The 12,673-nt window shown below is 71.3% G+C and carries 16 protein-coding genes; 9 read left to right on the top strand and 7 right to left on the bottom strand.

Features of this window, described 5'->3' with window-relative positions; translation table 11 throughout:
• The first annotated feature begins 18 nt into the window (after window positions 1-18).
• Window positions 19-2,091, top strand: a complete 2,073-nt coding sequence (locus tag ABIC53_RS09380; RefSeq protein ID WP_282502124.1) for a S9 family peptidase — start codon at window positions 19-21, stop codon at window positions 2,089-2,091.
• A 49-nt stretch (window positions 2,092-2,140) separates the two neighbouring features.
• On the opposite strand, the gene ABIC53_RS09375 is transcribed toward ABIC53_RS09380, so the two are convergent.
• The 4 genes from ABIC53_RS09375 to ABIC53_RS09360 form a co-directional block, all read right to left on the bottom strand.
• Window positions 2,141-2,866 carry a YidC/Oxa1 family membrane protein insertase gene (locus tag ABIC53_RS09375; RefSeq protein WP_282502125.1) on the bottom strand — a complete coding sequence of 242 codons (726 nt, stop codon included), beginning with the start codon at window positions 2,864-2,866 and terminating at the stop codon, window positions 2,141-2,143.
• A 118-nt stretch (window positions 2,867-2,984) separates the two neighbouring features.
• Entirely contained in the window at window positions 2,985-3,269 is a 285-nt protein-coding gene (locus tag ABIC53_RS09370; RefSeq protein WP_354451242.1) for a DUF6412 domain-containing protein, read from the bottom strand.
• Window positions 3,266-3,808, bottom strand: coding sequence for a DUF805 domain-containing protein (locus ABIC53_RS09365; protein ID WP_282502126.1), 543 nt, complete (start codon window positions 3,806-3,808; stop codon window positions 3,266-3,268). Before ABIC53_RS09365 ends, ABIC53_RS09370 begins: the two co-directional genes overlap by 4 nt.
• A gap of 111 nt (window positions 3,809-3,919) precedes the next feature.
• Window positions 3,920-4,705 (bottom strand): siderophore-interacting protein, encoded by a 786-nt coding sequence (locus ABIC53_RS09360; RefSeq protein WP_274178443.1) that lies wholly within the window; start codon window positions 4,703-4,705, stop codon window positions 3,920-3,922.
• Between the two features lie 100 nt (window positions 4,706-4,805).
• Here ABIC53_RS09360 and ABIC53_RS09355 point away from each other — a divergent pair, with 100 nt between their 5' ends.
• The 4 genes from ABIC53_RS09355 to ABIC53_RS09340 are packed head-to-tail and all read left to right on the top strand — an operon-like array spanning window position 4,806 to window position 8,561.
• Window positions 4,806-5,792 (top strand): siderophore ABC transporter substrate-binding protein, encoded by a 987-nt coding sequence (locus tag ABIC53_RS09355; RefSeq protein WP_274178444.1) that lies wholly within the window; start codon window positions 4,806-4,808, stop codon window positions 5,790-5,792.
• Window positions 5,793-5,846: 54 nt separating this feature from the next.
• On the top strand, window positions 5,847-6,821 hold the full coding sequence (locus ABIC53_RS09350) for an ABC transporter permease (RefSeq protein ID WP_282502127.1): 975 nt from the start codon (window positions 5,847-5,849) through the stop codon (window positions 6,819-6,821).
• A complete protein-coding gene (locus tag ABIC53_RS09345; RefSeq protein WP_282502128.1) occupies window positions 6,814-7,806 on the top strand; it encodes an iron chelate uptake ABC transporter family permease subunit in 993 nt (330 codons plus the stop codon). The genes ABIC53_RS09350 and ABIC53_RS09345 overlap by 8 nt, the downstream gene beginning before the upstream one ends.
• Window positions 7,803-8,561 carry an iron ABC transporter ATP-binding protein gene (locus ABIC53_RS09340; protein ID WP_282502129.1) on the top strand — a complete coding sequence of 253 codons (759 nt, stop codon included), beginning with the start codon at window positions 7,803-7,805 and terminating at the stop codon, window positions 8,559-8,561. Before ABIC53_RS09345 ends, ABIC53_RS09340 begins: the two co-directional genes overlap by 4 nt.
• A gap of 95 nt (window positions 8,562-8,656) precedes the next feature.
• Here the strand turns inward: ABIC53_RS09340 and ABIC53_RS09335 are convergent, their stop codons facing one another.
• The 3 genes from ABIC53_RS09335 to ABIC53_RS09325 form a co-directional block, all read right to left on the bottom strand.
• Window positions 8,657-8,875, bottom strand: coding sequence for a hypothetical protein (locus ABIC53_RS09335; RefSeq protein WP_112616669.1), 219 nt, complete (start codon window positions 8,873-8,875; stop codon window positions 8,657-8,659).
• Between the two features lie 26 nt (window positions 8,876-8,901).
• Window positions 8,902-9,867 carry a DNA-3-methyladenine glycosylase family protein gene (locus ABIC53_RS09330; RefSeq protein WP_282502543.1) on the bottom strand — a complete coding sequence of 322 codons (966 nt, stop codon included), beginning with the start codon at window positions 9,865-9,867 and terminating at the stop codon, window positions 8,902-8,904.
• 100 nt (window positions 9,868-9,967) lie between these two features.
• A complete protein-coding gene (locus ABIC53_RS09325) occupies window positions 9,968-10,660 on the bottom strand; it encodes a winged helix-turn-helix domain-containing protein (RefSeq protein ID WP_274178448.1) in 693 nt (230 codons plus the stop codon).
• A gap of 401 nt (window positions 10,661-11,061) precedes the next feature.
• Between ABIC53_RS09325 and ABIC53_RS09320 the strand changes: the two genes are divergently transcribed.
• From ABIC53_RS09320 to ABIC53_RS09305, 4 genes are all read left to right on the top strand, one after another.
• Entirely contained in the window at window positions 11,062-11,628 is a 567-nt protein-coding gene (locus tag ABIC53_RS09320; RefSeq protein ID WP_274178449.1) for a P-loop NTPase family protein, read from the top strand.
• A complete protein-coding gene (locus ABIC53_RS09315; RefSeq protein ID WP_112616677.1) occupies window positions 11,625-11,918 on the top strand; it encodes a GNAT family N-acetyltransferase in 294 nt (97 codons plus the stop codon). Before ABIC53_RS09320 ends, ABIC53_RS09315 begins: the two co-directional genes overlap by 4 nt.
• A 102-nt stretch (window positions 11,919-12,020) precedes the next feature.
• Window positions 12,021-12,251, top strand: coding sequence for a hypothetical protein (locus ABIC53_RS09310; protein WP_064956107.1), 231 nt, complete (start codon window positions 12,021-12,023; stop codon window positions 12,249-12,251).
• Entirely contained in the window at window positions 12,248-12,607 is a 360-nt protein-coding gene (locus ABIC53_RS09305) for a hypothetical protein (protein WP_258524631.1), read from the top strand. Before ABIC53_RS09310 ends, ABIC53_RS09305 begins: the two co-directional genes overlap by 4 nt.
• Window positions 12,608-12,673 lie beyond the last annotated feature (66 nt).

The following is a 12,673-nucleotide window of genomic DNA, read 5'->3' as shown; positions in this document are numbered from 1 at the left end:
GCCGGATAGCGTGGAGGCATGACGACGCCGTTCGACTCTCTCGACGACTACTACGCCCTTCCCCGCATCGACGCGGCGGCGACCGCGCCCGACGGCTCGCACGTCGTGCTGACGGTCGCGACCCTCACGAAGGATCGCACCGGCTACGAGCGCTCGCTGTGGTCGGTGCCCGCCGATGGCGCCGGTGCGCCGCGACGCCTGACCCGCTCGACGACCGGCGAGTCCGGCGCCGTGTTCACATCCTCCGGCGATCTGCTGTTCGTGTCGGCCCGCCCCGACAACGACGCCGCGGACGGCGCACCCGCTCAGCTCTGGCTGCTTCCGGCCGCCGGCGGCGAGGCGCGCCCGGTGACGCGGTTGGCCGGCGGCGTCTCCGCGGTCGTCACGGCGGCGGACTCCGACCGCATCGTGATCGCGTCGTCGCTGCTCCCCGAGGCCGCCACGATCGAGGCCGACGCGAAGCTGCGGGCGGAGCGGAAGAAGCTCAAGGTTTCCGCGATCATCCACGACACCTACCCCGTGCGGTACTGGGACCACGATCTCGGCCCCCACGAGCCCGCGCTGCTTGCCCTCGATCTGAACGAGCTGGGCGACGCGCCCGCCGTCATCGCGACCGCCGACCAGGCCGTCGACGAGGTCGTCGGCGCTGGCGCCGAAGCGGGGGAGGCTGCCGACGAGCCCTACCCCGCGGGGCTGCCGCGCCCGCGCATCCTGCTCCGTGGTCGTGCGGCCTCGACGGCGGGTATGGCGCTCACGCCCGACGGTGCGACCCTCGTCGCCTCGGTGCCCGAGCCGCAGGGGCGTGACGCCCGGTACCGTCTCGTCGCGATCGGCACCGCGACGGGCGAGCTGCGCGTCATCCGCGACGAGGTCGACGTCGACGTCGAGATGCCCGCGATCAGCCGCGACGGCGCCCGTGTCGCCTACGTCCGCACGGTGAAGTCCACCCCAGCGGGGCCCGCCGATCAGGAGCTGTGGGCGAGCGCCCTCGACGGTGCCGACGCGCAGCGCCTGGCCTCGGACTGGGACCGCTGGCCCGGCAGCATCCGATTCTCCGATGACGACGCGGCGCTCGTGGTGACCGCCGACCACGACGGTCGCGGCCCCGTCTTCAGCGTGCCGCTCGACGGCGGCGCTGTCTCGCAGACGACGCACGACGACTTCGCGTACACGCACGTCGAGCCGGTCTCGGGCACCACGGACGTCATCGCGCTCCGCTCCAATTGGATGACGCCGCCGCATCCGGTCCGTGTCGCCGCCGACGGCTCTGTCACGCCGCTGGCGAACCCGGCGCCGTCCCCCGCGACGACCGCCTCGATGGTCGAGGTCGAGACGACCGCCGACGACGGAGCCCGCGTGCGCGGCTGGCTCGTGCTGCCCGAGGGGGCGGATGCCGCGACCCCGGCGCCGCTTCTGCTGTGGATCCACGGCGGACCGCTCAACAGCTGGAACGCGTGGAGCTGGCGGTGGAGCCCGCTGCTGGCCGCGGCCCGAGGCTATGCCGTGCTGCTGCCCGACCCGGCGCTGTCGACCGGTTACGGGCTCGACTTCATCGCGCGCGGGTGGGACGCGTGGGGCGCGGCGCCCTTCACCGACCTCATGTCGATCACGGATGCGGTCGTCGCGCGCGATGACATCGACGAGACCCGGACGGCCGCGATGGGCGGATCGTTCGGCGGCTACATGGCGAACTGGGTGGCGGGTCACACCGACCGCTTCGACGCCATCGTGACCCACGCGAGCCTGTGGGCGTTCGACCAGTTCGCCGGCACGACCGACTTCGCGCCGTACTGGCAGAGCATCTTCAGCCCCGAGGGTGCGTTCGCCAACTCGCCGCATCGCTTCGTCGCCGACATCCGGACGCCGATGCTCGTGATCCACGGTGACCGTGACTACCGGGTGCCGATCGGCGAGGGTCTGCGGCTGTGGGCCGACCTCAACGAGCACCACGCCGCCGAGGACGGCACGAGCCCGCACCGGTTCCTGTACTACCCCGACGAGAACCACTGGATCCTCTCGCCGCAGAACGCGCGGGTCTGGTACGAGACGGTCTTCGCGTTCCTCGAGGAGAATCTGCCCGCGCGCGCCTGAGTCGCGTCTCAGTCGCGCCTTGCGGCGCTCTCCTGTCAGATGAACGGGTTCACGCGGCGACGGGCGGGAGGATGCGACGGAGGATGAGCCGCTGCGCCAGCGTCCAGGCGACCGTCACGACCAGGTACAGGCCCGCCGCGAGCGGAACGAACACCGCGACGACGGCGGTCGCGAACTGCGCGACCCCGAGCACCCCCGACAGGGCGGCCGGAGCATCCGTCACCCGGAAGGCTCGCCGCGTCAGCTCGCCGACGAGCGCGATCGAGGCGATGACGGCGCCGAACACGAGGGCGGCGGCGAGCGGCAGTGTGCCCGACGCGACGGTGCCCGTCAGGCTCGACCCGAGGGGGACCCCGGCGAGCGTCTCGGCGAGCAGCACGTTGGTGTGGCCCGCGATCGTCGAATGGATGAACACCCCGTACAGCAGCCCCACGACGGGAGCCTGCACCAGCAGCGGCAGACAGCCTGCCGTCGGCGAGACGTTCTCGTCGCGATAGAGCTTGAGCGTCTCGCGTTGCAGCTTCTCGCGGTCGCTCCGGTATCGCTGCTGGAGCTCGCGCAGCCGCGGCGCCAGGCGTGCACGAGCGCGATCCGCTCGCGCCTGGGCGACGCCCGCGGGGATCAGTGCTGTGCGCACGACGACGGTGATGAGGATGACGGATGCCGCGGCGGCGAGGTCGCCGAGCGCGGGTCCGAGCGCCGCGGTCAGTGCGGCGAGGATCGAGGCCACGGCGTCGAGCGCGGCGGCGATGGGCGGGAAGGAGTACAGGTCCATGGAGAGTCCGATCGACGAAGCTGAGCACGGGGGATCAGCCGCGAGGGGACGCCGGACGGCGCGGAGTACGGGGCCTGCGGTGCGGGTGCGCGCGGGTGTGGAGCCGTTCCGGACGTGGCTACGCGGCTGGAGCCGCGAGCCCCGGGGCTCGGGGGCGGCGTCTCCCGGGAGCGTCCGGGTCGCTCTGCGCCAGCAGAGTCGACGGCGAGATGGATCGCCGCGGGTGGGGGCGCCGCGAACCCGCCGCCCCCGTCGCCGTGACGGCGCCCGCGATCGAGGCGACCGCGATCGCGATCGTGAGCAGCGCCACCGCGGTCGCCGCTGCGAGCCCGCTCGAGTCGCCGAGCGAGAGGGCGCCGATGACCGAGAGCAGCATCGGGAGCGTGGAGAGGAGGGACATCACGCCACCACCCCTGTCGGGGCCCAGCCCGCGGCGCGCTCGAGCAGCGCGGCATCCCCGTCGAAACGCGCGCCCTCGGGGCGCGACCGTCGCAGGGCGAGCAGGAGAAGCACGAACCCGCCGATGGGCATCAGGTTCAGCAGCACCCACCATCCCGACAGGTTCGAATCGTGCAGCCGCCGCACCGCGACGGTGAAACCCGGGATGAAGGTGGCCACCACCCACACGGTCGAGCTCCACAGGTAGACCGCCACCAGGGTCGAGAGGGGATCGGTCGGAGCGATCGGCCCGAAGAGCTCGATCCCGCGCCATCCCCACCAGCCGAAGGGGTGCAGCCCGAGGTCGAGCTGCGGCCAGCGCCCCGACAGCATCCGCGGGATCACGAGGAGGAAGACGACGGCGGCCGTGGTGCCGACGGCCATCCACCACCAGTACTCGCTGCGGCTCGCGCGCCCGCGCAGGCAGAAGGCGTGCACCACGAAACGGCGCATCGCCTGGGGCAGCGAAGCGTTCGGCAGCGGTGCTGTCGAGACGGCCTCCATCCCGCGATGCTAGCGGAGCGTCGCGGGGCGGCGCAGTCTTCGCCTGTCAGTTCTGGCCCCATCCCGCGCGGAGAGGGGGCGGGAAGCGTCAGGTGAACCGACCCGTGCGCGTCAGTGGGGTGCGTGATACTCGGGCTCGCCCCGCTTCCAGTAGCCCTTCACCGTGATCTGCTCGGGGTCGAGGCGCCAGCGGTCGAGGAGCAGCGTTCGAGCGGAGCGCACGATCGACTGCTCGGCCGCCACGAAAGCGAAGACGGCGCCGTCCGGTCGGTCGTCGTCGCCGAGCGCGGCGAGACGAGCGGCGAGGGGAGCGCCGGCGGATGCCGATCCGCGGTGCACCTGCTCGACGACGACCCCCGGCGGCGTGGTGATGGGCAGCTCGTGATCGGCGTCGGGCACCTCGATGAGCACGCGCCCGACGGCAGCGGCATCCATGTGATGGGCGAACCGCCGGATCGCGGGGACCGCGGTCTCGTCTCCCGCCAGGAACCAGCCGTCGGGGCGTCCCGTGAGCACGGCGGATCCGCGCGGTCCGCCGATGCCGATCGTCGACCCGATCTCCGCCGTCGCCGCCCAGTCCGCAGCCACGCCGTCGCCGTGCAGGGCGAACTCGAGGTCGAGCCAGCCCTCGTCGGCGTCCCAGGCGAGCGGGGTGTACTCGCGGCTCGGCGCCGCACGCAGCTCGTCGATGCTCTCGGGGGCCACCTCGGGGAAGAACACACGGACGTGGTCGTCGCACCCCGGGGAATCGAAGTCCCGCAGATCGGCGCCCTCGAGCCGCACCCGGACATAGGCGGGAGTGAGCCATTGTCGGGCTGCCAGGCGGACGAAGCGAAAACGCAGGTCGAGCGCTCGGCGAGCGATCCGGAACGAGGGGGTTGCGGTCGAGGCGGACATGAAGGTTAGGCTAACCTACACAGTCGCCGGTTCTCGATCCCGGCATCCGGTCGCCCCGTCGACCAGCATCCGATACGCACCGCACCAGGAGTTACGTCACGTGAGCCATGCCATCCGCCGTCCCGCACTCGTCTCGATCGCGCTCGTCGCAGCGCTCGGCCTCGCCGGGTGCGCGTCGTCGGCGAGCCCGGATGCCGCGCCCAGCGGTGACGCGACCGCGCCCACGACCGTCACCGTGACCGACAACCACGGCGAGATCGAGGTGCCCGTCGCCCCCGAACGCGTCGTCGCGCTCGATAACACGACGTTCCAGACGCTCAGCGACTGGGACATCGACCTCGTGGCGGCACCCAAGCCGCTGATGTACGACCTGTGGCCCAACCTGTCCGGGGGCGACGACGTGCTCGACGTCGGGCTGCACCGCGAGCCCGACCTCGAGGCGATCATCTCGGCCCAGCCCGACCTCATCGTCGGCGGGTACCGCTTCCGCGACATCTACGACGACCTGACGGCGATCCAGCCCGCGACGATCGAGACCAGTGCTCGCGAGGGCGAGGAGCAGGTCGCCGAGCTGAAGCGCCAGGTCGAGATCCTCGGACAGGTCTTCGATCGGGAGGATGACGCGAAGAAGCTCGCCGACGCCCTCGACGGCGCCGTCGCCGACGCGAAGGCGGCCTACAACGGCACCGACACGGTCGTCGGCCTGCTCACCTCGGGCGGCAAGATCTCGTTCGCGGCCCCGGGGGAGGGGCGCGGCGTCGGTGCCGTCTTCCCCACGCTCGGACTCGTCCCCGGCATCGATCGCGGAGCGGAGAACGCCTCGCACGGCGACGACATCAGCGTCGAGGCGATCGCGGCGGCGAACCCCGAGTGGCTGATCGTGCTGGACCGGGACGCCATGTTCGGCGAGGACGGCTATGTCTCGGCGAAGGAGCTCATCGAGGGGTCCGAAGCGCTGCAGAACGTGCCCGCCGTGCAGAAGGGGCAGATCGTCTACCTCGCACCGAGTTTCTACCTCGACGAGGGCATCCAGGCGTACACCAAGCTCTACGCCGACATCGCGACGGCCTTCGCCGCGGCGGCCTGATCGTCCTGCGCGGTGCCCCGTCCGGTACTGCCGGCCGGGGCGCCGCGATCCGTCATGACTGCGCTCACCGCCCCCGCCCGCATCCGCGGGCGTCTCGCCCTCCCGGCCGCGATCACCGTCGTGACCGGTCTCGTCGTGCTGTCCCTCTTCGTCGGCGTCTACGACCTCGCCTCGGACGGCGTCGGCTCGGAGATGCTGTGGATCACCCGGATTCCGCGCACGCTCGCGCTGGTCCTCGCGGGCTGCGCGATGGCCGTCTCCGGCCTCGTCATGCAGCTGCTGACGCAGAACCGCTTCGTCGAGCCGACCACCACTGGGACCACCGAGTGGGCAGCGCTCGGCCTCCTCGCGACGGTGCTCCTCGCGCCCGACGCTCCGCTGGTCGTACGCATGCTCTTCGCGAGCCTCGCGGCGTTCGTCGGCACGATGGTCTTCCTCGCGATCCTGCGTCGCATCCAGCTGCGCTCGTCGCTGATCGTGCCGCTCATCGGCATCATGCTCGGCGCCGTCGTCTCGTCCTTCACGACCTACCTCGCGGTCAGTGCGAACGCCCTGCAGATGCTGGGTACGTGGTTCATGGGCAGCTTCACCGCCGTCGTCCGTGGTCGCTACGAGGTCCTGTGGGTCGTCGGCATCGTCGTCGTGCTCGTCGCGCTCTTCGCCGACCGGCTGACGGCGGCGAGCCTCGGGAAGGATGTCGCAACGACGCTCGGTGTCGACTACGACCGGGTGCTCCTCCTCGGCACCGCCCTCGTCGCCGTCGCGACCGGCGTCACGACCGTCGTCGTGGGGTTCCTGCCCTTCCTCGGGCTCGTCGTGCCCAACCTCGTGTCGATGTGGCGGGGAGACAATCTCCGCGCGAACCTCCCCTGGGTGTGTCTCGGCGGAGTGGCTGTCATCGTCGTCTGCGACATCGTCGGCCGCGTCATCCGGATGCCGTTCGAGGTGCCCGTCTCGATGATCCTCGGCGTCCTCGGTGCTGCCGTGTTCGTCGTGCTGCTCCTGCGGCAGCGAGGGCACGATGGCTGAGACGCTGCGCGGCACTGTCCGATCGCGGGTGTGGCTGCGGTTCGTCGTTCTCGCCATCATGGTCGCCGCGGCGGCCGTTCTGCTGCTGACGTGGAACATCCCTCTCGATCCGGCGCAGCGCGGCTATTGGCTCGCCGTGGAGCTCCGGGTCACGACGGTGGCGACGGTCGCGATCGTCGCATGCTGCCAGGCGGTCGCGACGGTGCTATTTCACACCGCGACGGGCAACCGCATCCTGACGCCCTCGATCATGGGGTTCGACGCGCTCTACGTCGTGATGCAGACCGGCCTGGTGTTCTTCTTCGGGGGAGCTGCGCTCGCGGCCACCGACGGGCTCGCCAAGGTGGCCCTCCAGAGCCTGCTGATGGTGGCGTTCGCGACGCTCCTCTACGGGTGGCTCTTCGCCGGCAAGCGGGGAAACCTGCACATCATGCTGCTGATCGGAATCGTGCTCGGGGTCGGTTTCGGCTCGCTCTCGACGGTGATGCAGCGGCTGCTGACTCCGAGCGACTTCGACCTCCTCTCGGCGCGCCTGTTCGGCAACCTGAGCAACTCGAACCCCGAGTACCTGCCATGGGCCGCGGTGATCGTCGCGATCGTCCTCGTCGTGGTGTGGCGCCGCCGCCGACGTCTCGACGTGCTGACCCTCGGGCGCGACGTAGCGACGAACCTCGGCCTCGCGTACAAGCGCGAGGTCACCGTCCTGCTGATCCTGGTGGCCGTGCTCATCTCGGTCTCCACGACGCTCGTCGGCCCGATGACCTTCTTCGGGTTCATCGTCGCGACCCTCGCCTACCAGCTCGCCGGATCGTCCCGCCACGCCGTGATCCTGCCCTTCGCGGCGTTGCTGGGGGCGGCGACGCTGCTCGGCGGCTACTTCGTGCTGCGGCACGTGTTCTACGCCGCGGGCATGCTCACGGTCATCATCGAGTTCGTCGGCGGCCTCTTCTTCATCGTCTACCTGCTGCGAAAGGGCGCGCTGTGATCACCCTCACCGACGTCTCGAAGTCCTACGGGGGCCTGCGCGTGCTGGGTCCCATCGACCTCCAGATCCCGGCCGGCGGGGTGACCGCCCTCGTCGGGCCCAACGGCGCCGGCAAGTCCACGCTGCTGACGATCGTCGGGCGCCTGACCGAGCCCACCACGGGCACGGTCACGGTGGGCGGTCTCGATGTCGCGCGCACCCCGAGCCGCGAGCTGGCGCGCGTGGTGTCGATCCTGCGGCAGGAGAACCACTTCGTCACGCGGCTCACGGTGCGCGACCTCGTCGGCTTCGGGCGGTTCCCCCACTCCGGGGGACGCCTCACTCCCGACGACCGGCGCCACGTCGACGAGGCGCTGCGCTTCCTCGATCTGGAGGACCTCTCGCACCGCTACCTCGATCAGCTCTCCGGCGGGCAGCGCCAGCGCGCCTACGTCGCGATGGTGCTCGCGCAGGACACCGACTGCATCCTGCTCGACGAGCCGCTCAACAACCTCGACATGCGTCACGCCGTGGGGATGATGCGGCAGCTGCGGCGTGCGGCGGATGAGCTGGGCAAGACCGTCGTCGTCGTCATCCACGACATCAACTTCGCCGCCGCCTACGCCGACCGCATCGTCGCGCTCACCGGGGGAACGGTGGCGTGCGCGGGGACACCGCGCGACATCATGCGCCCCGACGTGCTGGAGAGCGTGTTCCAGACGCCGATCGCGGTCCGCGACGACGGCGAGTACCCGCTCGCGGTGTACTTCCGCTGATCGCAGCGCACCGAGAGGGCTTCACCTGGCAGTTGTGGCCGCATCCGGCGCGTGAAGGGGGCGGAAAGTGTCAGGTGAAGCGGCTCGCGCGGCGGTCAGAGCTGCGCGCCGTCGTCGTCGCGGTCGTAGACGCCCTCGTTGCGTCCCCGGCGCGACTCGTAGGCGATGAGCCATCCCACCGAGATCGCCGCGGCGAGCACGAGGCCGAGCCACACGTTGTTCATCACGAGGCCGAACACGATGCCGAGCAGGAAGACGAGGGCGGCGCCGAGCGCCCAGTAGGTGTGTCCGCGCTGCCATCCCCGATTCGCCATGCCCCGAGCCTACGGTGCCGCGCGGGTCAGCGGTCGCGGTGGTCTTCGGGATGCAGCCGCGGGCCGCGGCGCGGTTCGAAGACGCCGCCCGCGTAGATGAGCCGGATGACACGCTGCCGGTGGCCCCGCCACGGCTCGAGCAGTTCGAGCATCCCGTCGTCGTCGACGCGGTGGCCCGTCAGGGCGTAGCCCACGGTGTGGCACAGGTGGTAGTCGCCCACGCTCACGGCATCGGGATCGCCGAAGGCGCGGATGCGGGTCTCCGCGGAGGTCCACGGCCCGATCCCCGGCAGTGAGGTCAGGATGCGTTCGTGCTCGTCGCCGCCGCGGGCGCCGGCGACCGCGCGCTCGACCGACGCCCGTCGCTGTGCCGCGCGCACGACGGTGCGCGACTGCGGCGGCTCGAGGCCGGCGCGATGCCACGCCCAGCTCGGAATCAGGTGCCAGTCCGCGGGCGGGGCGAACATCGGACGCGGCGTCGGTCCCGGCGCGCGCTCGCCGTACCAGGTGACGATCGCGCGCCAAGCGCCGAAGGCCTGCAGGCCCGTCACCTTCTGCTCGAAGATCGCGCTCGCGAGGTCGTCGAAGACGAGGTCGGTCGCGCCCAGGCGGATGTCGGGATGCCGATGGTGGATGTCGGCGATGAGCGGATGCCGCGTCCCGTCGAACCCTTCGGGATCGTCGTGTGCGCCGCACAGCCGCGGCAGCTGCTCGATCGCCCACTGGGCGCCGGGACCCCAGGCGGCTGCTCTCACGAGCGAGCGGCCCACCCGCAGGGCGAGCGTCGCGACGCCGCGCGGCGTGCGGCTGACGCGCCAGATCACGTCGCCTGAGACCGTCATCGTGGGATCGTGGGCGCCGTGCTGCTGGTGACGTACCGCGCGGGCGATGTCGATCGGCGCAGCCGGTCGGTACTCGGTCTCGATCGGGCGGGATGACGGCGGCGGCGGCGCGGCATCGCGCTCGCGGATCGCCGGGCGGCGACCCGGCATCCGTCCCGTCGTCACCGCGCTCATGCCGACACCCTACGTCGGAACCTCCGACATCCCGCCGTGAGCGACGTCGATCGGCGTCGGGGTGACGCGGCGCGAATCAGAAGCGGTCGGGCGAGGGCGTGCCGTGGCCGTAGCGGATGACCACGTCGGCGTGGCGGTCGAACCGGTAGCCGACGCCGCGTACCGTGCGCACGATGTCCTCGTAGCGGCCGAGCTTCGCACGCAGCCGGCGGACGTGGACGTCGATCGTGCGCTCGCCCGGCGCCTCGTCGTCGGAACCGTTGCTCCACAGCGACTCGACGAGCTCGGAGCGCTCGATGGTGCGTCCCTCACGGAGCACCAGGTACTGCAGCAGCTCGAACTCCTTGAAGGTGAAGGCCGCCGACTCGCCATCGATGAAGACGCGCTTGCGCGAGATGTCGACGGTCACGCCGCCGGGGACGTGGTCCTCCGCCGGGACGTCCTGCTTCGTGCGGGCGACCGCGCTGGGCTCGTGGAGCGCGAGACGGACGACGTCGACGTCGCGTCCGCCCGCGCCGACCGGTGCCAGGGCGACGGTCGCGTAGGTCTCGGCGTGGGGGGCGAGCTCGCCCAGCGTGCGGCGCAGCGCCTCGACGAGGGTCGAGAGCGAGACGCCGTCGACGGCGGCCTTGGCCTCGTCGATGCCGACGTACAGGGCGAAGCCGCGGGGTGCGGTCGAGGTCGCAGCGGCGGGCGCCGGGGGAGGCGTCTCGACGGCGCGAAGGTGGCGAGCGGGGGCGGCGGGGGCGAGAAGAGCGGTGTTCGACATGGGAGGTTCGTCCTCGGAACGTGAACCCGGGCTGTCAGCCTGCGGCGGGTTCGGGTGTGCGTTGCGTGAGGCCCAGCGGGGGCCGGTGAGCGAGCATCCGGATGTCGGCGTTGTGGGCCGGGCCATCGGAACTCGGGGATCCGCGGCCGCGTTCAGAAGCGGCGGAGGATCAGGCGGGGTTCACCTGTCAGCGGCACATTCGGCAACACATGACAGCACGCTGCGACATCATCATGATGTCGGCAGTTCCGTTCGCCTCCCGGGCGGACAGAGTGCGTGCGATGTCAGTCATGGGGTTGATTATGACGATCCGTGTCCGGATGTGTCAAACACACCAGCGCCGCGCGTCCTTCGATGACGGAATGTGACAGATTGCTCAATCCTCGCTACGGTGCACGATCGTGGCTACGCGGATCCGGATCGTCGGCACCTCCGGCTCGGGGAAGAGCGTGCTCGCGGACCGCGTCTCGGCGCGGACCGGGCTGCCGCGGCTCGAGCTCGACGCCGTCTTCTGGGATGCCGGCTGGCGGATGCGCGATCTCGACGAGGCCCGGGCCCGGGTCCGGGAGTTCGTGCGGCAGCATCCGGACGGGTGGGTCGCGGACGGGAACTGGACGTCGCGCCTGGGCGACCTGCTCGACCCGGGTTCGCCGGACGGCGCCGACACGGTCGTGTGGCTCGACCTGCCGCGCCGACGCGTGATGCGTCAGGTCGTCGGACGCACGCTGCGCCGCGTGGTGCGGCGCGAGGAGCTCTGGCACGGCAACCGCGAGCGCGCGGGCAATCTCTTCCGATGGCATCCGGAGCGGAACATCATCCGGTTCGCGTGGACCAACCATCCCGTCACGCGCGAGCGCATGCTCGGGCGCATCGCCGCGGGGGAGCGCATCGTGCGGCTGCGCGATCGCTCGGAGATCGACGCCTGGCTCGCCTCGCTGCCACCGGCCGGGCGTAGCGTGGGCGCATGAGCGATCTGACCTTCACGCATGAGAGGGATGCCTCCCGCTACACGCTGCACCGGGGAGACGACCTCGTCAGCGTGCTCGACTACCGCGACGACGGGCGCACGGTCGCACTCACCCGCGCGTACACGATTCCGACGTTCCGCGGGCACGGCTATGCGGCGGAGGTCGTCGAGCGCGCCGTCGCCGACATCGAGGCGCTCGGTGACCGGACGATCAGCCCGGTCTGCTGGTACGTCGCCGACTGGTTCGAGGCGCACCCCGATCGCGCGGGGATTCTGCAGCCGCGGCGCTGACCCGCGAAGCCGCAGATACGTCTCCTGCCGCGCGGCTGTCAAGACGGTGCTCACGAGAGGACGCCGGGGCCAGACTGGGGCGATCGATCGAAGGAGACAGTCATGAACCGCGATCTACCCGAGGGTGTCGTCGATCCTGACGGCGCCGGTGCCACGTCGCTCGCCGCGAGCGAGGCCGAGGACGACGCCGTGCGCGACGCGGACAGCCCCGCCGACGTCCCGATGCCCGATGGCGACAGCCCCGACGGTTTCGTCGAGAGCGCCGAGATCCAGCAGGGCCTGGACCCCGACCTCGTCACCGACGAGCAGGCAGACGAGGAGGAGCAGCGATGAGCGGTCAGGCCGACGAGATCGATTCGAGCGTCTCTGACTCCGCGACGCAGGACGCGCCCGAGACCGGCCGCGGCGGCACGCGGTCGACCACTGCGGGCACCGGCGGCGACGTGACGCCTCCGAAGGAGGACACCCCGGTCTCGCCCCCGGGCGTGCAGGACGGCCCCGCGCTGTCGATGCACGACACGACCGAGCAGGAGCGCCTCGACGGGCTCGTCGCGCAGCTGCGGGCTGATCTCCCGGGCGAGAACCGCGCGACGGTCGAGAAGTACGTGCGTCAGCGCGTCTCGGAGGTCGGCCTGAGTGTCGGCGACGACGAGATCGCGCGAATCGTCGACGACCTCGCCGCCGACTGACGGACGACGGTACGAATGCCCCGGGTGGGACCCCGGGGCATTCGTCGTGTCGAGGCGGTGCCCTGT

The sequence above is a fragment of the Microbacterium sp. 1262 genome, from assembly GCF_040544895.1.
Taxonomy (GTDB): domain Bacteria; phylum Actinomycetota; class Actinomycetes; order Actinomycetales; family Microbacteriaceae; genus Microbacterium; species Microbacterium plantarum.
This window is presented reverse-complemented; position numbering and strand designations above follow the sequence as displayed.